General features: G+C 39.4%; 17 protein-coding genes. 12 read left to right on the top strand and 5 right to left on the bottom strand.

The window, feature by feature from the left end; translation table 11 throughout:
• Window positions 1–87: 87 nt before the first annotated feature.
• Both B5X76_RS20905 and blaOXA read right to left on the bottom strand, forming a co-directional pair.
• Entirely contained in the window at window positions 88–930 is an 843-nt protein-coding gene (locus B5X76_RS20905; protein WP_079645868.1) for a DUF4886 domain-containing protein, read from the bottom strand.
• A 4-nt stretch (window positions 931–934) separates the two neighbouring features.
• Window positions 935–1,750: a class D beta-lactamase gene (blaOXA, locus tag B5X76_RS20900; protein ID WP_079645881.1), complete on the bottom strand. Its 816-nt coding sequence runs from the start codon at window positions 1,748–1,750 to the stop codon at window positions 935–937.
• Between the two features lie 144 nt (window positions 1,751–1,894).
• On the opposite strand from blaOXA, the gene B5X76_RS20895 reads away from it, so the two are divergent.
• From B5X76_RS20895 to B5X76_RS20885, 3 genes are all read left to right on the top strand, one after another.
• Complete coding sequence (locus tag B5X76_RS20895; protein ID WP_079645867.1) at window positions 1,895–2,551, top strand: protein-L-isoaspartate(D-aspartate) O-methyltransferase; 657 nt, start codon at window positions 1,895–1,897, stop codon at window positions 2,549–2,551.
• A 169-nt stretch (window positions 2,552–2,720) separates the two neighbouring features.
• Window positions 2,721–4,523 (top strand): MutS-related protein, encoded by a 1,803-nt coding sequence (locus B5X76_RS20890; protein WP_079645866.1) that lies wholly within the window; start codon window positions 2,721–2,723, stop codon window positions 4,521–4,523.
• Window positions 4,524–4,556: 33 nt separating this feature from the next.
• Window positions 4,557–4,964, top strand: a complete 408-nt coding sequence (locus B5X76_RS20885) for an acyl-CoA thioesterase (protein ID WP_079645865.1) — start codon at window positions 4,557–4,559, stop codon at window positions 4,962–4,964.
• A 31-nt stretch (window positions 4,965–4,995) separates the two neighbouring features.
• Here the strand turns inward: B5X76_RS20885 and B5X76_RS20880 are convergent, their stop codons facing one another.
• Together B5X76_RS20880 and B5X76_RS20875 are read right to left on the bottom strand one after the other, a co-directional pair.
• Entirely contained in the window at window positions 4,996–5,370 is a 375-nt protein-coding gene (locus tag B5X76_RS20880) for a DUF779 domain-containing protein (RefSeq protein WP_079645864.1), read from the bottom strand.
• 63 nt (window positions 5,371–5,433) lie between these two features.
• A complete protein-coding gene (locus B5X76_RS20875) occupies window positions 5,434–6,936 on the bottom strand; it encodes an aldehyde dehydrogenase family protein (protein WP_079645863.1) in 1,503 nt (500 codons plus the stop codon).
• Window positions 6,937–7,108: 172 nt separating this feature from the next.
• On the opposite strand from B5X76_RS20875, the gene B5X76_RS20870 reads away from it, so the two are divergent.
• Window positions 7,109–8,011 carry a helix-turn-helix transcriptional regulator gene (locus B5X76_RS20870; protein ID WP_245801104.1) on the top strand — a complete coding sequence of 301 codons (903 nt, stop codon included), beginning with the start codon at window positions 7,109–7,111 and terminating at the stop codon, window positions 8,009–8,011.
• 6 nt (window positions 8,012–8,017) lie between these two features.
• Here the strand turns inward: B5X76_RS20870 and smpB are convergent, their stop codons facing one another.
• Window positions 8,018–8,473 (bottom strand): SsrA-binding protein SmpB, encoded by a 456-nt coding sequence (smpB, locus tag B5X76_RS20865; protein WP_079645862.1) that lies wholly within the window; start codon window positions 8,471–8,473, stop codon window positions 8,018–8,020.
• 337 nt (window positions 8,474–8,810) lie between these two features.
• Here smpB and spt point away from each other — a divergent pair, with 337 nt between their 5' ends.
• From spt to B5X76_RS20825, 8 genes are all read left to right on the top strand, one after another.
• Window positions 8,811–10,025, top strand: coding sequence for a serine palmitoyltransferase (gene spt / locus B5X76_RS20860; RefSeq protein ID WP_079645861.1), 1,215 nt, complete (start codon window positions 8,811–8,813; stop codon window positions 10,023–10,025).
• 28 nt (window positions 10,026–10,053) lie between these two features.
• Window positions 10,054–11,175 carry a hypothetical protein gene (locus B5X76_RS20855; RefSeq protein WP_079645860.1) on the top strand — a complete coding sequence of 374 codons (1,122 nt, stop codon included), beginning with the start codon at window positions 10,054–10,056 and terminating at the stop codon, window positions 11,173–11,175.
• Window positions 11,172–12,170 carry an NAD-dependent epimerase/dehydratase family protein gene (locus B5X76_RS20850; RefSeq protein WP_079645859.1) on the top strand — a complete coding sequence of 333 codons (999 nt, stop codon included), beginning with the start codon at window positions 11,172–11,174 and terminating at the stop codon, window positions 12,168–12,170. The genes B5X76_RS20855 and B5X76_RS20850 overlap by 4 nt, the downstream gene beginning before the upstream one ends.
• A 10-nt stretch (window positions 12,171–12,180) precedes the next feature.
• Window positions 12,181–12,888, top strand: coding sequence for a CDP-alcohol phosphatidyltransferase family protein (locus B5X76_RS20845; protein ID WP_079645858.1), 708 nt, complete (start codon window positions 12,181–12,183; stop codon window positions 12,886–12,888).
• On the top strand, window positions 12,878–13,264 hold the full coding sequence (locus tag B5X76_RS20840) for a GtrA family protein (protein WP_079645857.1): 387 nt from the start codon (window positions 12,878–12,880) through the stop codon (window positions 13,262–13,264). The genes B5X76_RS20845 and B5X76_RS20840 overlap by 11 nt, the downstream gene beginning before the upstream one ends.
• Window positions 13,265–13,400: 136 nt before the next feature.
• The gene (locus tag B5X76_RS20835; protein ID WP_079645856.1) at window positions 13,401–13,766 is read left to right on the top strand and encodes a hypothetical protein; all 366 of its coding nucleotides are present in this window, start codon (window positions 13,401–13,403) and stop codon (window positions 13,764–13,766) included.
• A 120-nt stretch (window positions 13,767–13,886) separates the two neighbouring features.
• Window positions 13,887–14,993: an efflux RND transporter periplasmic adaptor subunit gene (locus B5X76_RS20830; RefSeq protein ID WP_079645855.1), complete on the top strand. Its 1,107-nt coding sequence runs from the start codon at window positions 13,887–13,889 to the stop codon at window positions 14,991–14,993.
• A 17-nt stretch (window positions 14,994–15,010) separates the two neighbouring features.
• Window positions 15,011–19,561, top strand: a complete 4,551-nt coding sequence (locus tag B5X76_RS20825; RefSeq protein WP_079645854.1) for an efflux RND transporter permease subunit — start codon at window positions 15,011–15,013, stop codon at window positions 19,559–19,561.
• The last annotated feature ends 1,137 nt before the right edge of the window (window positions 19,562–20,698 follow it).

Genomic DNA, 20,698 nt, shown 5'->3' with positions numbered 1-20,698 from the left:
ATAAAGGCTTCTCGATACCGTCATCCCGATTTATCGGGATGACGGTATCGTTTAGGGAATTTGTCGTCGGTATTAAAGTTTTAATAATTACAATTTTATTTTAGACACTTTAAATGGTTTTCTCACTGCTTTGTGGGCGGCCTCTTTTGCAATTTTACTTTGATCAGCGGTTACTTTTTCCGGTTTATAACTCGTGTCACGTACGTCTTTTCCAAACAACATTTCATACCAAGTACAAGCAGCAGTAAACCTTCCATAATCTAACTGTAGATGGTAGCCATCGCGTGTATATTTGTCGCCTATAGTTGATGTGCGTGCATTTTGTATAGCAGTACCTGAAGGTACAATAAAGGTAAATGTTTTCGATTTCTTGATACGTTTAGTCGCACTAGTTATAGCTTCGTACATGGCCTGTTGGCTTCTGTTGTAGTTGGCAAAGCCCTTGTGGTCCGAATCGTGTTGATAGGCCCAGGTTTGGTGGTAGATCAACTTCGTTTTTTCTGCTTTCAATCCGTTCACGTAAGAAACCAAGGCAGGTAGACTGTTCATAATGATGTCGTATTTGCCCGAGGTAGGACTAGCTTGCTGTAGACTGATGTAATCCCAGTCCTCGTCTTTTATAGCCTGCGATATACTTGTGTTTTTAGTGGAAGATTTGGTTCCATCGAGATTGGTTTTTCTATAGCTGTAACTGGCTTTGTCGGCAGTCGCATTATTGACATGTAATTCTAAAGAAGCTCCACCTATATAGAGATTACCAATTACCATTTTTTTGTTGCTGGATTTTGCGAGGTCATAAAGGTAGTTTTCTATTGCATCTTCAGAAAAACTATTGCCAATGGCCAATATTTTCAGCGTATCTAAATGCTGTGCAAATGAAATCTGAGTAAATAGAAATAAAGAGATTAGGGTTAGGGTAATTTTACGCATAATGCTAGAGTAGTTTCATAAGTTTAAATGTATCATAAATAGCCTGCTTTCGCCCCTCGGTAAACTTTTCCATATTGTTCGGGTCTTTGGGGATTGCATTTAGTGCAAAGTAATATATTTTGTTGTCTTTTTCGAGGAATCCCACAAACCAGCCGTTATTGTCTTTCTCGTTGTAAGACCAGCCCGTTTTGCCCGATAGTTTGTAGATATTATTTTCTTCGATGGTAAAGATCTTTAGCATCGACTCTCTTGTGGAGTTGAGAATGGGGAGTTTTTTTAAGATAAATCGTTCTAGAAAATTGATCTGTTCAAAACTGGATATGCGGGAGTTACCTTTGAGCCAGAAGGAATCGATATTTTCTGCTGTAACGTCCATATTGTTATAATGGAGTTTATTGAGGTATGTCTTCATTTGCGTGGTGCCGATCTTTCTTGCGATTTCTTGAAAACAAGGAACGCAGGATGCCTGAAAAGCTTCACGTAAAGTCAGATCTCTTTCCCAACTGTCAAAATCTCGCTGTTTGCCATCCCACCTAAGTATTGAAGTATCGCTTTTTATTAGAGAAGTCTCTAAAGCAATGATCGCATTTGGAATCTTAAAAGTAGAAGCTGGTAGAAAACCTCGGTTGGCCCATTCAAAATCGTTCGAATAGTAATCTTTTTGCTGAGGATTGTAGATGAGTATACTCCCGGTCAGATCATAACTGTTTAAGATAGAGTCAAAGGAGGCTTTATAGTCATTGTTATAATTGGCGTCACCCGATTGGGAGTTGCATGAGATACCTAAGATTAAGAGCGAAAGAAGAAAGAGTCTGTACATTCTTTTGTGTTTTTGAAAGCAGGAAGATACGCAACTTAAATAAAATAATCCTACGGTAGCCTGTTTTTTTACAAAGATGCTGACCTCAAACATTTTGTATTTATTCCTTAAAATATCCGTTAATTAGGGTATTTTTGAAGAATAATGGCATATAAGTTCGTAGATAATTACAGGGAAAAGGGGGCGAGAAATAAACTCGTAAAGCATCTTGAAAGTAGAGGGATTCAAGATAAAAAGGTGCTGGAGGCCATTGGAAAGGTGCCTAGACATTTTTTCTTTGACGAGACTTTCTGGAACCAAGCTTACAAAGATATCGCTTTTCCGATAGGGGATGGGCAGACAATCTCCCAACCTTATACTGTGGCTTATCAATCCGAGCTACTCCACGTCAAAAAGGGGGATAAAATATTAGAAATAGGCACAGGGTCGGGGTATCAGACTTGTATCCTGTTGGAGCTCGGTGCAGATGTGTTTACGATAGAACGTCAGGAAAGCTTGTACAACAGAACGATTCAGGTTCTTCCTTATATGGGATATAAGCCTAATTTTTTTCTCGGTGACGGTTCCAAAGGCATCCCGCAACATGCGCCTTATGATAAAATCATTGTTACAGCAGGAGCTCCATTTGTGCCGGAAGTGATGTTGCAGCAACTTAAGTTAGGCGGCCTGTTGGTGATACCGGTTGGAGACGAGAAAACTCAGAAAATGGTAACCATACTTCGGGTCGGTGAAAACGACTTCGAACGCATTGAATTAGATACTTTTAGATTTGTTCCTCTGGTGGGGGATAAAGCTTGGTAAAAGCAATTAAATATGAAATATCCATGTAGCACAGGCTGCACAAACAAGAATGACCGCGAAGCAGCATGCACAGCAATTACAACAATTCGTGCATAATATACTTTGGATATTCCATATGACCATTGAAAATCAAACCGATCTTGCGAGCTCATGAAATAATTGTATACATATGAAAGATCTTTATCATGAAAATATAAAACGAGCTGAGGTAGAGCTCTCTTCTTTAGAGAAGAAGATAAATACAAATAGCTTATTGCGATTAGCAATCATCCTGATTGGAGGCGGAGTTCTTTTTAAAATATTTCAACTGAACAACATTTGGTTTCTACTGATTGCGGTTCTCGTTATCATATTGTCTTTTGCTTACCTTGTACTCCGACAAAGTCGATTGGAAAAATCTAAGGCAGAAGCTGCAGCTTTCTTACGTGTCAATCAGAATGAAGTGAGTCTCAATGCAAGCGGGGTTAATATGTATAATGGTGGCGAGATATACGACAATGGGAAACATCCCTATGTTTCAGATTTAGATGTATTTGGTCCAAAATCTCTTTTCGCAAAAATCAACCGAGCTGCAACGGCAGATGGTGTTGAACGTCTGGCCTCTTGGTTTATCGCTGCAGGTAGTAAACAACAGATTTTGGATCGTCAGAAAGCGAGTTCAGAATTGCATAATAAGGGAGAGTGGATACAGGAATTGCAAACAAAGCTACTTTTCAATTTAGGACAAAAGACGAATATCCGTACTTTTTTGTCGAGGTATTTACAAGATGGAGCGCTTAATTTTGGATCAGCTGCACTTCGGTTTTATGTACCGATAGCACCGTATTTATTGTTGATTGGCGTACTTGTATCATTATTTATTACTCCTATTTGGAATATTCTACTGTTAGTTGGGATCGCTCACCTAGGCTGGACGCTCGCTTTAGCGGGTAAAGTGAGCTACTTCTCTTCGCGAATAGATAAGATCGGTGCTACCTTGATAGCGTATTCCGATGCGGTTCGGATGATTGAGGAAGAAGAGTTTGCATCTGAAATGAATAAGGCCTTGCAAGCCAGTCTGCAAACAGATAATCACGAAAACCTATCTGTAGCTTTTAGACGTCTAGGAGCTTTGGTTGACAAGCTCGATGCACGAAATAATATGCTGATAGGCTCCATTTTGAATATCATATTTCTATGGGATTTTAGGCAGGTCTTGGCTATTGTTAAGTGGAAAAAGAGTTACGAGGATAATATTCTGAATACGTTTGATATCGTAGCTGATTTCGAGGCACTGGTCAGTTTAGCTGTTTTAAAGCGTAATCATCCAGAATGGACCACGCCGGTCTTACTAGATGATATTCACAAAGATGCTTTGGTCGCAGTCAAAATAAATCATCCATTGATACCTGTGGGTAAAGCTGTAGCAAATGATTACACTTCAAAAGATCACCGGATCGCTTTAGTAACCGGGTCTAATATGGCTGGAAAGAGCACGTTTCTGCGGACTGTAGGTATTAACGCTGTACTGGCATATGCAGGAGCAGTGGTATGTGCTGAAAAATTAGAGTTGCCTATTTATAGTATAGTGTCTTATATGCGTATAAAGGATGATCTCAATGAGAGTACTTCTACATTTAAAGCCGAGTTAGATCGTATGAAGTTTATTCTAGAGCTGGTCGCAGAACGCGACGATACCTTTGTGCTGATCGATGAAATGTTGAGAGGTACAAATTCGGTTGATAAATACTTAGGATCCAGAGCTATCATTAAAAAATTGATTGCCATGGACGGTAAAGGAATGGTCGCTACACATGATCTGCAATTGGCATCGCTACAGGATGAATATACGGGTATACTTAAGAATTACCATTTCGATATTCAGGTAGAGCAGGGAGAGATGCTATTTGATTATAAATTGAAAGACGGAAAGTGTACGATATTCAATGCTTCTTTGTTATTAAAGGGGATAGGAGTTGAAGTCGGTAGTTGATAAAATACTACCTTTGTGAAAATTTATTCAACAATGACACTTGAAGAAAAGATAAATGAGTCTGAGACCCGCGTGTGTACAACGGTTTTTCCCTTTCTAACCAATCATCACGACACTTTATTCGGCGGTAAAGCAATGGCTATAATGGACGAAGTATCTTTTATGGCAGCAACTCGGTTTTGTCGAAAACGGTTGGTTACAGTATCAACAGATCGTATAGATTTTAAAAAAGCTATACCTTCAGGCAGCATTATCGAAGCTATAGCACGCGTAGATAGTATTGGACGAACCAGTCTAAAGATAAAAGTAGAGATCTACTTAGAGCATATGTATGAGGAAGGACGAGAACTCGCAATCCAAGGACTGTTCACTTTTGTCGCTTTGGACGAAAATAAAAAGCCAATTCCGGTACTCGAAGGTCTGGATATTGCCCAAGGATAGTCGCTTTTGGCAATACATCCCTATACAAGGATCAACCATTCCGTAATATTGGTGATAAATCTTTAAGCTCTTGCTCTGTAAAGAGCCTATAATGTACTTTGAAGGTTTTTCCCAGCGGGCTCTCTAATGAAAATCCACCTGGGCCAAAACCTTCAAGTACATCCAGCGTGAAGTGCGCATGTTGCCAATATTCAAATAAATCGCGATCTACCCAGAATTCGTAGTCTTTTATATGACCGATTAATACATCGTTCATACGAGGGTAAAAGCCTCCCTTTTCAAAACACTGGGGTTGTGTTCCCTCGCAGCAACCGCCAGCTTGATAAAACATGAGCGGGCCATGTTTTTGTTCAAGTCTCTCTACCAATTGCAGAGCCTTTTCAGTAATAGCTAATCGTGAAATCATGATGTAATAGCTTTAGGTATATATCGTCCCCCGCGATACAGCGAGGGACAATAGTATAGTATATTAAAAGAACCCTAATTTTTCCTTATTATAAGATATTAGCATGTTTTTCGTCTGTCTGTAATGACCAAGCATCATTTTGTGGTTTTCACGCCCTATTCCTGATTGCTTATAACCTCCGAAAGGTGCTCCTGCAGGATAAGAATGGTATTGGTTGACCCATACACGTCCAGCCTGAATAGCACGAGGTACCTGGTATAACTGATGGGCATCTCGTGTCCATACGCCTGCACCTAAACCATAGATCGTGTCATTGGCTAGTGCAATAGCTTCTTCTTCGTCTTTAAATGTAGTGACGGCAAGAACAGGACCGAAGATTTCCTCTTGGAAAATGCGCATTTTATTGTGGCCTTTAAATAAGGTCGGCTTAATGTAGTAACCCTCCTCGAAACCTGTGCCTACATTGTTTTGATCTCCTCCTGTTAATACTTCAGCACCTTCTTCTTTGCCTAACTGGATGTAGGACATGATTTTGTCTTTTTGGATTTTCGAAGCCTGTGCTCCCATCATCGTAGTAGGGTCTAGAGGGTCTCCAACTTTGATTTGATTGACCCGGTCAATTACTTTAGCGATAAAGCGGTCGTAGATATCTTCTTGGATAAGAAGGCGGGACGGGCAAGTACAGATCTCTCCTTGGTTTAGTGCGAATAATACGGCCCCCTCAATAGCTTTGTCTAAGAAGGCGTCGTCTTCATCCATTACAGAATTGAAGAATATATTAGGCGATTTTCCACCAAGCTCCAACGTAACTGGAATAATATTCTCCGTAGCATATTGCATTACCATACGTCCTGTTGCAGTAGATCCGGTAAAGGCAGCTTTGGATACTTTAGGGTTTGTAACGAGTGCTCTACCTAATTCGGATCCAAAACCATTGACGATGTTAATAACCCCTGCAGGTATTAAATCACCTATCAACTCCATTAGTACTATGATTGAGGTAGGTGTACTCTCAGCGGGTTTAAGAACAACCGTGTTACCCGCCGCGAGAGCTGGCGCTAATTTCCATACCGCCATGAGTATAGGAAAGTTCCACGGAATGATTTGTGCGACAACACCAATCGGCTCATGTACGATTAAAGAAACTGTATTAGTATCAAGTTCCGTTAGCGAGCCTTCTTCTGCACGGATTACGCCGGCGAAATACCTAAAATGATCAATAGCTAAGGGGATATCAGCGTTCAATGTTTCTCGAACTGCCTTACCATTGTCGATAGTTTCAACAGCGGCTATATACTCTAGGTTTTCTTCTATGCGGTCGGCAATTTTGTTGAGAATAATGCTGCGCTCTGTTGCGGAAGTTTTGCCCCATGTCTCGAAAGCATGAGCAGCGGCGTCTACTGCTAACTCTAGGTCCTCTTTGGTGGAATGTGCGACTTGTGTAAACACTTTGCCATCTACAGGAGATATGTTGTCAAAGTATTTTCCCAGTGTTGGAGCTACGAATTTACCACCGATGTAATTGTCATAACGTTCTTTAAACGTTGGTCTCTTAATAGTACTCATATTATTAACCTTTTAGTTTTATAAATCTGTTTTATCAAATTTAGCCAACGATTTTTCGCTATCGTAGCACTATTGGGTCATACTGTAGCATTATCCAGTCATCGGTGTAGGTAATGTGTTTTTACTTTTTTTTCGCTATATTTGGTTGACTACCAATTGTAAATTTTTTTATATGGCAAATAATACGATGGTGCAGCTTCTGCCGCTTTCGAAAGAGAGCGAAATTTCCACTCTTGTCGAAAACAGGCGGGCATTTACAATTGATAGTCTAGAACTTAATGTTTACGAGACTTATAAGCCATCTGAGCGAGTTCCACTTCGGTTTGATGATATCGTGATGATCAATATGATACAGGGAAAGAAGGTAATGCATATCAATGATGAGCATTCTTTTGAATACTTGCCTGGACAGATGATCGTCTTGCCTGCCTCCGTGGGTATGAATATTGATTTTCCTGAAGCTACATATGGGAACCCGACTCAGTGTACCGCCTTGACGATAAGCAGAGATAGAATCGAAAGTGTTATGGCCTATCTTAATGAGTTCTATCCTAAGACCAGTATTACAGGAAGCTGGCAGTTGGATAATGACCAGTACCATCTTTATAATACGCCAGAGCTGGCCGCGCTCCTGAACAAGCTATTCCAAATCATGACCAGTGCCGATCCGTTAAAAAATGCACTTGCTGATTTGACATTTAAAGAGTTGGTGATAAAACTATTACAGACCCAGTCCCTGTTGGCATTGGAATTGGGAAAGGCGACGACTACAGTGCTGGGGCATCTAAAAGATTTTATAAGGAAACATGTCGCCGAAAAGCTATCGCTCGATATGCTCGAAAAAGTTTCCAATATGAGTAAATCCAGTCTCACCAGAATGTTTAAACAAGAACTAGGAGTAAGTCCAATGGAGTATATCCTTCGTCAGCGTCTAACGAAAGCGAAGGAGTTATTGCTAGTTACCAAAAGTGTGAAAGAAGCCTGTTTTGGAGCAGGCTTTAATGATGTGAATTACTTTGTCAGGCTTTTTAAGAATAGAGAAGGACTTACACCAGGAGCGTTTATCCTGAGTTAATCTAGCTTAATGTTTCATTACTCGATCGAGTTCACGTTTGCTTTCGCGTTCCTTTATTGTTTCACGTTTATCAAAATCCTTCTTCCCCTGTGCCAAGGCGATTTCGACTTTGGCAAAACCTCGCTCGCTTATAAAAATACGTAAGGGTACAATGGTGAACCCTTTTTCCTCTCCTTTATCTTTAAGCTTTTTTAGTTCTTTCTTGCTGAGTAAAAGTTTTCTATCACGTTTTGACTCGTGATTGTAGAACGAACCAAATGAGTATTCAGCAATATGCATATTACGGATGTAAAGGCCGTCGTCGAAAAAAGCACAGAAACTGTCATTGATATTTGCTTTGCCTTCCCGGATAGATTTTATTTCCGTTCCTAGGAGCTGAATTCCGGCTATATACCTGTCAATCAGGTGGTATTCAAATGATGCCTTTTTGTTTTTTATGTTGATTTGAGAGGATAATGCCATAACTATACTTAACTAAAGTACAAATGTAGTAAATTTGAAGGTTGATAGAGCCAATAATGCCAAAACCTATTGTTTGTTTATTAACAATAATTTAACTTTATGATATTTATCTGCTTTTTGGTAGTAGTTTATACTGCAAAGTTTTGTAAGTTTGCACGTTTTGCAACTAGATTAGAAATAAAGTATATTAGGAGAAAAACATACGAGGACAATGTTAGATTAACGTCATTTGTTGATAAAAATTGTTTGCCTTAATGTAGAATTCTTACTTTTGACGATTATTTAGGTTTGGTCAAAAAGTTAAATAGTAATCGCGTTAAATAGAAATACCTATAGCATGAGCAAGGGAAAGTTAAGTGAAAGAACATCAAGTTTTCTAAAAAAGGAATTAGAGCCAATAAAAGCGAACGATTTGTATGCTTACTTTAGGCCTATTCAATCAAAGCAAGACACGGAAGTCATTATCGATGGAAAACGTGTATTGATGTTTGGATCAAACTCTTATTTAGGATTAACTACTGATCCTCGTATTATCGAAGCTTCGCAAGATGCTTTAGAAAAATACGGAACAGGTTGTGCTGGATCCAGATTTTTAAACGGTACATTGGATATTCACGTGGAACTGGAAGAGAAGCTAGCTGAATATGTCGGTAAAGAGGCCTCTATCTTGTTTAGTACTGGGTTTCAATCTAATTTAGGCCCTTTGTCGTGTCTTACTGGTCGTAACGATTATATCCTTCTGGATGAAAGAGATCATGCTTCTATTATCGATGGAAGTAGACTTTCTTTTTCTAAGGTGATCAAATATGCCCATAATGACATGGACGATCTTCGTGCAAAGATCTCAAGACTGCCGGAAGACAGTTTTAAATTGATTGCAACTGATGGTATTTTCAGTATGGAGGGTGATATTGTAAAGTTACCTGAACTCGTAAAAGTAGCAGAAGAATTTGATGCCGCTATATTATGTGACGATGCACACAGTCTAGGTGTGATCGGAGAAAAAGGGGCAGGTACAGGTAGCCATTTTGGGTTGACCGATCAGGTGGACTTGATCATGGGTACATTCAGTAAGTCATTAGCATCTTTAGGAGGCTTTGTGGCTGCAGATAAAGAGACCATTGAATATCTGAAGCATAGAGCAAGATCGTTAATGTTCAGTGCAAGTATGACTCCTGCGTCAGTGGCTTCAACGCTAAAGGCATTAGAAATTATACAAACTGAACCAGAGCATATCGAAAAGCTATGGGCTAATACACATTACGCAAAAAGATTGTTGATTGAAAACGGTTTTGATTTGGGAGAAACAGAAAGTCCTATCTTACCTATTTTTGTACGCAACAATGACAAGACTTATATCGTGACGAAAATGCTTCAGGACAATGGTGTGTTTGTTAACCCAGTTGTAGCACCTGCGGTGCCAGCTGAAGAATCATTGATTCGATTCTCATTAATGGCAACACACACCTTTGATCAGATCGATGAAGCAATCGACAAGATGGCAAAAGTGTTCAAAGCTTTGGAAGTAGAACGATATAAAAAAGTTATATAGATAAGATCTTATCCATTTTAAGACGGCCATGATAACAATCATACCTGTTGAAACAAAAAAACAACGTGCGGAATTCATAGATTTTCCGCATGATTTGTATTTAGGGGAACCGAATTACGTGCCAGAGTTATTTATTGCACAAAGTGATCTGTTGAATCCTAAGAAGCACCCTTTTTACAAACACTCTACAGCACAGCTCTTTTTAGCCTATAAGAATGATAAAATTGTAGGTAGGATAGCAGCGATCTGGAATAATCACCACAATTCTTTTAATAATGTTGCTGAAGGGCAGTTTGGATATTTTGATTGTATTAATGATCAACAGGTAGCCAATAAATTGTTTGACGCTGCTTTCGCATGGGTTAAAGAAAGAGGAGGAAACAATCTTGTTGGCCCGATAAATTTGTCAACAAACGAAACTTGTGGCCTTTTGGTTGAGGGCTTTGATATGCCGCCAATGGCAATGATGCCCTATAATTATTCCTATTACTTAGATCTAATCAGTAATTACGGTTTTGAGAAGAAAGTTGATCTTCTGGCTTACGATGTTAAGACTGAAACCGCAAGTACCCGTGCCGTACAATTGATGGATAGACTGGAGGAGCGGTTGGGAAGATCTGGTATTAAATTAAGAACAATCAACCTTAAAGATTTTAAAAACGAAGCAGCTAAAATCAAATCTGTCTATAATAAAGCTTGGGATAAGAATCTAGGCTTTGTGCCAATGACGGATGAAGAGTTTGACTATGTCGCAAAAGATCTAAAAATGATTGTAGATCCTCGTTTTTGTATTATCGCTGAAAAAGACGGAGAAATAATCGGCTTTGCTGTAGGGATACCTAATGTCAACGAAATCCAAATAAATATAAAGCGAGGTCGACTATTGCCAACAGGTATTTTTAAGTTATTGTTTGGTAAAAAGAAGATAAAGTCGCTAAGGGTTTTGATGCTTGGAGTTCTAGAGGGCTACCGAAAATTAGGAATTGAAGCCTGTTTGTACGGAAGAATTATCAAAAACGCTAAGCCAGCAGGGGTACGTGGAGCAGAATGTTCTTGGATGTTAGAAACAAATTATTTAATGAATCACGCTATTGAACAAATCAATGGTGAACTATACAAACGCTATCGTTTATACGAGAAGGCGATATGAGGAAAAAAATATTCATAACAGGTGCTAGCGGATTTGTGGGGTCACATCTTGTTGAAGAGGCGAGACGTCAGGGATTTGAAATCCATGCAGCTGTAAGAAAAACCAGTAAGATCGACGATATAAAGCAATTTGTTGACGAGTTTGTATTCCCCGACATGAATAATGTTGACGAACTTGAATCTTTATTCCAAAAAGAGAAGTATAACTATATTATACATGCAGCAGCCATGACCAAGGCAAAACGTGAAAGCGATATGCTTAAGGTTAACGTTGGTTATACAGAAAATATTTTAAAAGCTGCCCAGACTGCAAGCGATACTTTAGAGCGTATTGTATACGTCAGTAGTCTCGCAGCGATAGGACCTATCGAGTTCAACAGTGCTACTCTAATAGCCGAGAACTCTCCTTATAATCCCGTGACGGTGTACGGTCGTAGTAAAAAGGCCTCTGAAGAAATGATTAAAGCCAAATTTGCCGCTAGTCCAATTTCTGTGTTAAGGCCGACTGCCGTGTATGGACCACGTGAGCGAGATCTGTTTATCCTATTTGATACCTTAAACAAAGGACTTGATCCTTATATTGGTGCTAAGCCACAAAAACTAAGTTTCGTGTATGTAAAGGATCTTGTGGAAAGTATTTTCAAGGCTTGTACCAAGCCGCAAGGAGGTCTCCAGTTTTATAATATTACGGATGGTCATGTATATTCTAGATATGCTATGGCCGATGTATTTAAAAATACATTCAATCGAAAGTCTTTTCGTCTACATATTCCTTACTCGATCGTGGCATTTATCGCTAAGGTCTCTCAGTCACTATATGCACGGTCTGAAAAAACACCTGTGTTGTATCCAGAAAGGTTGGGCGAACTGACTGCAGAGAATTGGGGTTGCGACATAAGCAAGGCGCAAAAAGAATTGGCTTTTGAACCTAAATATGATCTTTCCTCTGGATTGAGGGAAACGTTGTTGTGGTATAAATCTAATAATTGGCTGTAATAAGATAGATATGAGCAAACAGGAAATAAACAAAAAATTGTTTCAGGACAGAAAGCGTACAAATATACTGAGCGATCCAGAACAGAGATTAATTAGCTATTTGGTGCCACGTATACCAGAGCGTATTACCTCAGACGGATTGACAGCGATAGGTTTTTTTGGATCTTTAATGATTCTAGTGAGCTTTTTGTTAGCAGAATATGTCAATAGGGATCTGTTACTATTGGCTATACCAGGTTTCTTTATCCAATGGTTTGGCGACTCTCTAGATGGTAGAATTGCTTACTATCGTAATAAATCGCGTAAATGGTATGGCTTTGCATTAGATATTGTGATGGATTGGGTTAGTACTGTGTTTATCGGACTCGGATATATTCTATATACTGTAGGCGATTTTAAATATCTAGGATTTGCGCTGGTAGCTCTTTACGGATGGGCCATGATTATATCTCAATTACGGTACCGAATTACAGATAAATATACTATCGATGCTGGATTATTAGGGCCAACTGAAATAAGAGTTGTTGTTTGTCTCGTATTACTTGTTGAAGTTGTTTTTAAGGGGACTATCGACTATAGCGTTTTGGGAATTTGTGTCATATTGTTTTTTATCAATATTGGTGATACAATAAAGCTTCTAGCTGTGGGAGATGCTAAGGATAAAGAAGAGAAGTTGGCTAAGCAACAAGCTGAACAGGCTCCAGAAGATGGCATTTAGAGTTAAAGAGTTTTTTAAAGCACAGCTCTCCGCTTTTTTAGGAGGGCTTTTTGATTTTGGAATTTATTCATTCTGCTATAAAGTCTTATTAATTTCTGCTCCTCTTTCTAACGTCGTCAGCGGAAGTTTAGGAGCTATTGTCAATTTTACGATTAATAGATATTGGTCGTTCAACAGTACTGCAGTTCCTTTAGCAAACCAACTGTGGAAATTTATTGTAGTGGTCGCCGGTAGTATCTTTCTAAAATCTACTGGTATTCATTTTCTTGTAGATGTTTGGCACTGCCATTTTCTATTGTCAAAAGGCCTTGTAGAAATAATTGTTTCCTTGGGGTTTAATTTTACTTTACAGAAGTTTTGGGTGTTTAAGAAATAAGCGGCACTATTTTGTAAAGTGAAGGTGGGAGATTTGTCAGAGAAAAGTCTGAACTACCGCTATAGGTGACTTGGATAACAGTTTTTTTACACAGGACTACCCCTTTCTGTGGTTTGCTTCTTTATATTTGCGCCATATGTTGCGAATACTACACTTTCTAGCGCTTTTCGGTTATCTCAATATACTCTGTTACGAGGTGAAGTATTGCAATGTTTTAGATTTCACACCTGTCGCTTCCAGCGAAACATTGTTGGAAGTTGTATTGGAAGAAATTCTAGAAATGACACATCCCGAACAACATGATAATCTCCCAAATATCTTTTTTGATGATTATCGTATCCTCATGCTCACATTGGGTGTATTACCAGTAATTTTATTCTTTTGTTGGTTAGTTCGAAAGTTATTTCTCTTCTCCAAAGAGATTGATCATCCAACCTACGTTTCTAAAACGTTATGTTTGCCGGGATACTATACATTTCTGTATAGATTTCGTCCATTCTAATTTTTACAATCCCATTTTATTTATTTAAACGTAATACATGGCAGGTCTAGCTTTAGACCTCGCATACGCTTGTTACGTCCTTATTTGATTTTTTACTAAATAATTTATTCATAATTAGATATGAAGAAAAGAAAGTTGATGTATCCAGTATTTGGATGCCTTTTATTTGCCGCGTCGTGTACAGCTAGCAGTAACGAAAACAAATCGGAAGAACAAACTAGAGTCGTTCCCGTAACAGGTCTCCTGCAAATGGATACCACGATTTATAAAGAGTATATCGCCGATATACAATCACAAAGAAACGTAGAGCTTAGGTCAAGACTAGCAGGCTTTTTAAATAGAATCTATGTGGATGAAGGAGCCTTTGTCCGTAAGGGGCAGGTATTGTTTGGACTCAACGATGAAGAGTATAAAGCGGATTTCGCACAGGCAGAAGCCGGATTGAATACAGCAAAAGCTGAAGTAAAGAAGGTAGAGCTTGAACTTGAAAGAACTGCAAAATTAGTGCAGAAAGGTATCATTAGTACAACAGAACAAGACTTACTAAAGGTGCAACTTAGGGCAGCTGTTTCAAAAGTGCAGGAGGCCGAGGCAATCCTGAATCAAGCACGAACCAAGTTAAGCCATACGCAGATTCGCGCACCTTTTGATGGACGTATTGATCGGATTTTACTTAAAGAAGGATCTTTATTAAGTGAAGGGGCTTTGATAACCTCAATCTCTGATTTAGAAAAAGTAAATGTTTACTATAATATTTCCGAGTCAGAATATCTTGCTATTGCCTCAGATTCATCATTTAACAGAAATAAGTTTAAGCAAGAAGTACGCTTAATATTAGCCAATGGTGATCTATATCCTTATACTGGTATTGCTGAAATCGTAGAAAGTGAGTTTGAAGCCAGTACGGGTTCTATCTCTTTACGGGCCAAGTTTGATAATCCAACCGGTTTATTAAAGCATGGGGCTTCAGGACGTATAGGGGTGCCAACACAAACTGGAAATCTCACATTTGTACATCAAAAGTCCGTTTTTGAAATTCAAGACAAAGCCTATGTTTACGCAGTCAAAGATAATAAGGTTAAGATGATTCCATTTAAGAATGGGCAACGCGTAGGACACTATTATATTGTAGAAGATGGGCTACCAGCAGATGTACAAGTTGTTTTCGAAGGAATTCAGTCTTTGCGGGATGGTATGAGCATACAACCAAAACCAATTAATAACTAGAAACGGAGGCGATTTAGATGTTTGAAACATACATTAGAAAGCCAGTGCTATCACTGGTAATCTCAATTTTTATTACGCTGTTAGGACTTTTGGCATTATTTACATTGCCGATTACCCAGTTTCCGGATATTGTTCCGCCTTCTGTCGTCGTGACCGCCAATTATACAGGGGCTAATGCAGAGGTAAGTACCAATGCGGTAGCTATTCCGTTGGAGCGTGCCATCAATGGAGTAGCAGGGATGACCTATATGAATACGGTGTCTACCAATAATGGAACAACTTTGATTCAAGTCTTTTTTAAAGTTGGCGTGGATCCTGATATTGCGGCAGTGAATGTGCAAAATAGAGTAACTACTGTTTTGGATGAGTTGCCTGAGGAGGTAATCAAGGCCGGTGTTACTACAGAAAAGGAGGTAAACAGTATGTTGATGTACCTGAACCTCTATACGGATGATGCTACGGCTGATGAGCGATTTATTTACAATTTTACCGATATTAATGTACTCAAAGAGCTGAAGCGTATCGAAGGGGTAGGCTTTGCCCAGATTATGGGAATGAAGGATTATGCCATGCGAATCTGGGTCAAACCAGATCGGCTATCGGCGTATGCAATTTCTACAGAGGAGCTCGTTACGGCATTAAGGAGACAAAATATAGAAGCAGCCCCAGGTCAGACTGGAATTAGTTCGGATAAAGCGGTGAATATGCAACAGTATGTACTCCGTTATCCAGGTAAGTTTACCGAGGTAAGTGAGTATGAAAACGTGCCTATTCGAGCCAATGCTGATGGTTCTATTATTCGAATTAAGGATATTGCAGATGTCGAGTTTGGATCTTTGGACTATGAGATGGTATCCAAGACTGATGGAAGACCTTCTGCTTCTATTATGTTGAAGCAGCTCCCAGGGTCGAATGCCCAAGATGTAATCCAAAGTGTGAAGGATAGGATGGCCGAGCTTAAGGAGTCGACCTTTCCTCCCGGCATGACCTATACAATGGGGTACGATGTGTCAAGATTCTTGAATGCATCTATATCGAGTGTGTTGATCACCTTGTTGGAAGCGTTTATTCTGGTGTTCCTAGTTGTGTTTATCTTTCTTCAAGATTTTAGAGCTACCGTAATTCCTATTTTGGCCGTCCCCGTTAGTTTGATTGGCGCGTTGTTCTTTATGCAGATGATGGGATTTTCTATTAATCTATTGACCTTATTTGCATTGGTACTGGCTATTGGAATTGTGGTTGACAATGGGATTGTGGTCGTCGAAGCAGTATATGCGAAGATGGAAGATGAACATCTTCCGCCATTGGAAGCAACAATTGCAGCGATGAAAGAAGTAGGAAGTGCAGTAATTGCGATTACTTTGGTGATGTCTGCGGTATTTATTCCTGTTGCATTTCTGTCTGGACCGGTAGGGATTTTCTACCGACAGTTTTCACTCACTTTGGCGGCCTCTATCGTTATCTCAGGCATTAATGCACTTACCCTTACACCGGCCTTGTGTGCTTTAATTCTGAAATCACCACACGATAAGAAAGAAAGTAATGGTTTATTGTCCCGTTTTTTCAAAGGATTTAATGCCGTATACGATAAAATAGGGGGCGGATATAAAAATCTATTGTCACGTATTGCTGGTCGTAGAGTGGTTACTTTGGGTGCTCTCGCAGTGATGTTTGTTCTTACCTGGGGATCGGCCGCTATTCTACCTACAGGCTTTATTCCCACCGAAGATCAGGGAATGATTTATGTAGCAGTGACTACTCCTCCGGGTGCAACAGTAGACCGTACCGAAAAGGTTCTTGATGAAGTGGACCGTATAGCGAGAGAACTGGATATTGTAGAGACTGTATCGACCTTAGCTGGATACAGTATCGTGACCGAAGTTTCGGGCTCATCCTATGGGATGGGGATGATTAATCTGAAAGCTTGGGATCAGCGTGATGAAACCGTGGATGATGTCATGAAGGTTCTTCGAGAGAAAACCAGTCATATAGCAGATGCTACTATTGAGTTTTTTCCACCTCCCACTGTCCCCGGTTTTGGTAACTCTTCGGGCTTCGAGTTACGGTTATTAGATAAAAGTGGCAATGAAGATTTGTCAAAAACCAGTCTTGTCCTGAATGATTTTATTAAAGAATTGAATAACGATGATGTAATCGAAAGTACCAGCACCACATTTGATGTTAACTTTCCACAGTATATGCTTGAAATCGATTATGACCTAGCTGCCAAGAAGGGGATATCCGTTGAGAACTCCATGAATACCCTTCAGACTCTTTTGGGGAGTCAGTACGCAACAAACTTTATCCGTTACGGACAGATGTATAAAGTAATGGTTCAGTCGGATGCTTTTTCACGTCAAAAGCCAGAAGATGTATTAGCATTGTATGTTAAAACGGCCGATGGAGATATGGTTCCTTATTCCTCTTTTATGACAATGAAGCGGGTTTATGGACCGGAACAAATTACACGCTATAATATGTTCAGTTCTGCTATGATTACAGGTCAAGCGGCGGCAGGGTTTAGCTCCGGACAAGCTATTGAAGCTGTAGAACGTATTGCTGAAAGTCTACCGCAAGGATATGAAATCGAATGGTCAGGTATGACACGAGAGCAAAAGATATCCGGCAATCAAGCAGGCTACATCTTTTTATTGTGTTTAGTATTCGTTTATTTGCTTTTAGCAGCGCAGTATGAAAGCTTTTTGCTGCCATTACCTGTCATCCTTTGTCTGCCCGCTGGAATCTTTGGAGCTTTTATATTCTTGAAGGTTTTTGGACTTGAGAACAATATCTATGCACAGGTAGCTTTGGTCATGCTTATCGGACTATTAGGTAAAAATGCGATTCTAATCGTAGAATATGCTAATTTAAAGTACAAGCAGGGTATGGACATCTTTACCGCGTCCGTAGAGGGGGCTGTAGCCAGATTGCGACCTATTTTAATGACCTCCTTTGCATTCGCGGCAGGACTTATTCCATTAATGCTAGCTAACGGTGCAGGTGCTGTAGGAAACAGGACCATCGGTACGGCCTCGGTGGGAGGGATGGTAATCGGTACCATTTTAGGTGTTATTGTCATTCCTGGATTAGTAGTTTTGTTTTCAAAGAAAAGCAACACTAAAAAGAGCGGGCAGATTGTTGTGGTATTAGCAGCTTTTTTTCTTATATCGGCTTGTACCGTGCCTAAAAAGATTATCAAATCAGAGATCAGTGATGAATTGAAACTGGATGCCAAAGGGGTGTTGATGGATTCGATTTCTCTCGGAAATATCCCTTGGCAAGAGGCGTTCTCGGATCCATATTTGAAAAGCCTTATTGATACAGTGTTATTGAATAATAAGGATCTTAAACAGACTGTTCATCGCATAGAAATAGCTCAAGCTAATTTTAGGCAACGTAAGGCCGCATTATTACCAACATTGGATGCAGCAGTAGAAGCGGGGTTAAAGAAGTACGGTCATTATACAGAATCGGGTATAGGTAACTACGATTCTAATTTCTCGGAAAACCTAAAGACAAACGAGAAGCTTCCTGAACCGTTTATCCCCGATTATTTTGTAGGAGTACGCTCGTCTTGGGAGATTGATCTATGGGGGAAATTAAGGAATAGAAGAGAAGCTGCATTTGTAGGGCTTTTATCAGAAAGCGAAACCACAAGACTATTGGAGACGGAATTGATCAGTAGTGTTGCGGCAGCGTATTTCGAATTGATCGGACTAGACCAAAAGGTAAAGGTGTACGAGCGAAATATAATATTGCATGAACGTGCGCTGAGTATTATTGAAGCACAAAAAGAAGCTGGACGTGCTGATGAATTAGGAGTGCAGCAGTTTAAGTCTATTTTAGCGGAATCCAAAGGACGTAGAGCTTTGGCATTGCAAGAAATCTTAGGATACGAACATCAAATCAATCAACTCCTAGGACGTGTTTATCAACCTATAGAGCGTACCAAAGAACATGTGTCAAATCATGAAATATTTGATGAGTTGCATGTGGGAAATATAGATTTGCTATTTAACAATCGTGTCGATATCCGCAGAGCAGCGTTAGAATTACAACGTAGTTTTAGCGATTTAGAAGTTGCTCGCCTCTCCTTTCTTCCTTCGGTAGCTATCAGCCCTTATTTTGGACTACAAAGCTTTAGTATAGATCAACTTTTTAATTTGGATAAATCTGTTGCTTATGGTATTTTGGGGAGTGTGACAGTGCCAATTTTCAGACAACGGGAGTTGAAATCTCAATATGAGATAATGAAGGCAAATTATGGAATAGCATTTTTAGAGTATGAAAAAATGGTATTGAATGCGGTCAACGAAATTTCATTGGCATTACATACGCAGCGTGCTATTGTTGAACGCGAAGTGTTAGTGCACGATCAAGTTGAGGCCTTGGAATCAGCAATTGTTGCGGCAGAAGAACTATTTATTGCTGGACGGGTAAATTATCTAGATATTGTAACGGCGCAAAAAGATGTTATCGTTGCACAAGAGGCAAAGGTTGATGTTTTGAAAGAAAAAATGTTAAATCAAATTGTATTGTATAAGGCATTAGGAGGCGGTTGGAAATAATAGAAGAAGTTTTTGAAAATGAAAAGACTCCCCATTTTGGTGGAGTCTTTTTTATGAACTTTATGTTTGATTTTTATCTGGAACTGAGTGAAAATGGCCTGTATCGTACTATCTAGGTGGAAGCTATTATGATCATGATGTTTTATAAATCAACAGGATCGTTATTGCTCGGTAGGGGGTGACTTAGCTCAGGATCAGAAGTGTCAGGTTGTTTTGGATATGCTACTTATTTAGAGGTAATTTAGGATGTAGTTGCGAAAACGGAGATAGTCAATACATGTGTTTCTTTTATATAAGTTCTTAGGTGGTATTTATATCCGAGTTTAATAGGTAATAGAACCGGTACATATTCTAGTTTTATAGAGATTTTCTAGGGTTATAATAGAGGGTTTGTAGAGGGTTCATAGAGGTAAACCTCTATTTTCTCTCTAGGATCCCTCTGTTAAAATAGGAGTGTTATATGTAAAGCCTGGAATTACCCTGCCTTCTTTGTTATCATAGGGGCGAAGGGCTAGGGGAGGAAACCTGTTTTCCGGAGTGCTTCCGTATATAGAATACGTAAGATACTACAGGTACCGGTTCTTATTTAGGACGTACCCCGGGGGTAGGAGCTGTGTTCTTGTGATTTTATCCTTCAATGTTACAGTAGGTTAAGTTAAATGTAAATAAATAAGTCATGAAAGATTAGGAACTGATAGGATTATTGTCCTATCTTTGCACCACTCCGCAAGGGAGGAACGGTCGGATCTAAGGACGAGGCCATGAAAAAAGAAGGGTTTAAAGTTATTTAAACGCAGGGATGAAAGAGAGGCCGTTAAAAATAAATTTCACATTTATTTTGGAGGTTTGAAAAAGATTCCTACCTTTGCAGTCCCAACGGAAACGAAGGGCAACAGAAAAGTAAGATAAGGGATTTATTTCCGACATCATAAAAGCAGAAGCGCGAAGCGGATGCGATAGAAGTTCTTTAAAAAATGATCATGTAACGTAACGAGTAGTGTTGAGAAACAACGAAAGTTAAAAAAATCAGCCTTTAGTTTTAGAATTAGAAATTATAATAAAGACAATTCTATTTTTATAAATAGTCTTGGTCTTACACTTCATTTTACAATGGAGAGTTTGATCCTGGCTCAGGAT

Source organism: Sphingobacterium nematocida (assembly GCF_900168125.1).
Classification (GTDB): Bacteria; Bacteroidota; Bacteroidia; order Sphingobacteriales; family Sphingobacteriaceae; genus Sphingobacterium; species Sphingobacterium nematocida.
The sequence above is the reverse complement of the archived record's forward strand: the minus strand, read 5'-3'. Positions and strand labels throughout refer to the sequence as shown.

Coding starts and splice junctions, on each gene's coding strand:
- B5X76_RS20905 (WP_079645868.1), bottom strand. CDS start 930: ATGCGTAAAATTACCCTAACCCTAATCTCTTTATTTCTATTTACTCAG.
- B5X76_RS20830 (WP_079645855.1), top strand. CDS start 13,887: ATGAAGAAAAGAAAGTTGATGTATCCAGTATTTGGATGCCTTTTATTT.
- B5X76_RS20880 (WP_079645864.1), bottom strand. CDS start 5,370: ATGATTTCACGATTAGCTATTACTGAAAAGGCTCTGCAATTGGTAGAG.
- B5X76_RS20855 (WP_079645860.1), top strand. CDS start 10,054: ATGATAACAATCATACCTGTTGAAACAAAAAAACAACGTGCGGAATTC.
- B5X76_RS20875 (WP_079645863.1), bottom strand. CDS start 6,936: ATGAGTACTATTAAGAGACCAACGTTTAAAGAACGTTATGACAATTAC.
- B5X76_RS20850 (WP_079645859.1), top strand. CDS start 11,172: ATGAGGAAAAAAATATTCATAACAGGTGCTAGCGGATTTGTGGGGTCA.
- B5X76_RS20840 (WP_079645857.1), top strand. CDS start 12,878: ATGGCATTTAGAGTTAAAGAGTTTTTTAAAGCACAGCTCTCCGCTTTT.
- B5X76_RS20845 (WP_079645858.1), top strand. CDS start 12,181: ATGAGCAAACAGGAAATAAACAAAAAATTGTTTCAGGACAGAAAGCGT.
- B5X76_RS20835 (WP_079645856.1), top strand. CDS start 13,401: ATGTTGCGAATACTACACTTTCTAGCGCTTTTCGGTTATCTCAATATA.
- B5X76_RS20870 (WP_245801104.1), top strand. CDS start 7,109: ATGGCAAATAATACGATGGTGCAGCTTCTGCCGCTTTCGAAAGAGAGC.
- spt (WP_079645861.1), top strand. CDS start 8,811: ATGAGCAAGGGAAAGTTAAGTGAAAGAACATCAAGTTTTCTAAAAAAG.
- B5X76_RS20895 (WP_079645867.1), top strand. CDS start 1,895: ATGGCATATAAGTTCGTAGATAATTACAGGGAAAAGGGGGCGAGAAAT.
- B5X76_RS20885 (WP_079645865.1), top strand. CDS start 4,557: ATGACACTTGAAGAAAAGATAAATGAGTCTGAGACCCGCGTGTGTACA.
- B5X76_RS20890 (WP_079645866.1), top strand. CDS start 2,721: ATGAAAGATCTTTATCATGAAAATATAAAACGAGCTGAGGTAGAGCTC.
- smpB (WP_079645862.1), bottom strand. CDS start 8,473: ATGGCATTATCCTCTCAAATCAACATAAAAAACAAAAAGGCATCATTT.
- B5X76_RS20825 (WP_079645854.1), top strand. CDS start 15,011: ATGTTTGAAACATACATTAGAAAGCCAGTGCTATCACTGGTAATCTCA.
- blaOXA (WP_079645881.1), bottom strand. CDS start 1,750: ATGTACAGACTCTTTCTTCTTTCGCTCTTAATCTTAGGTATCTCATGC.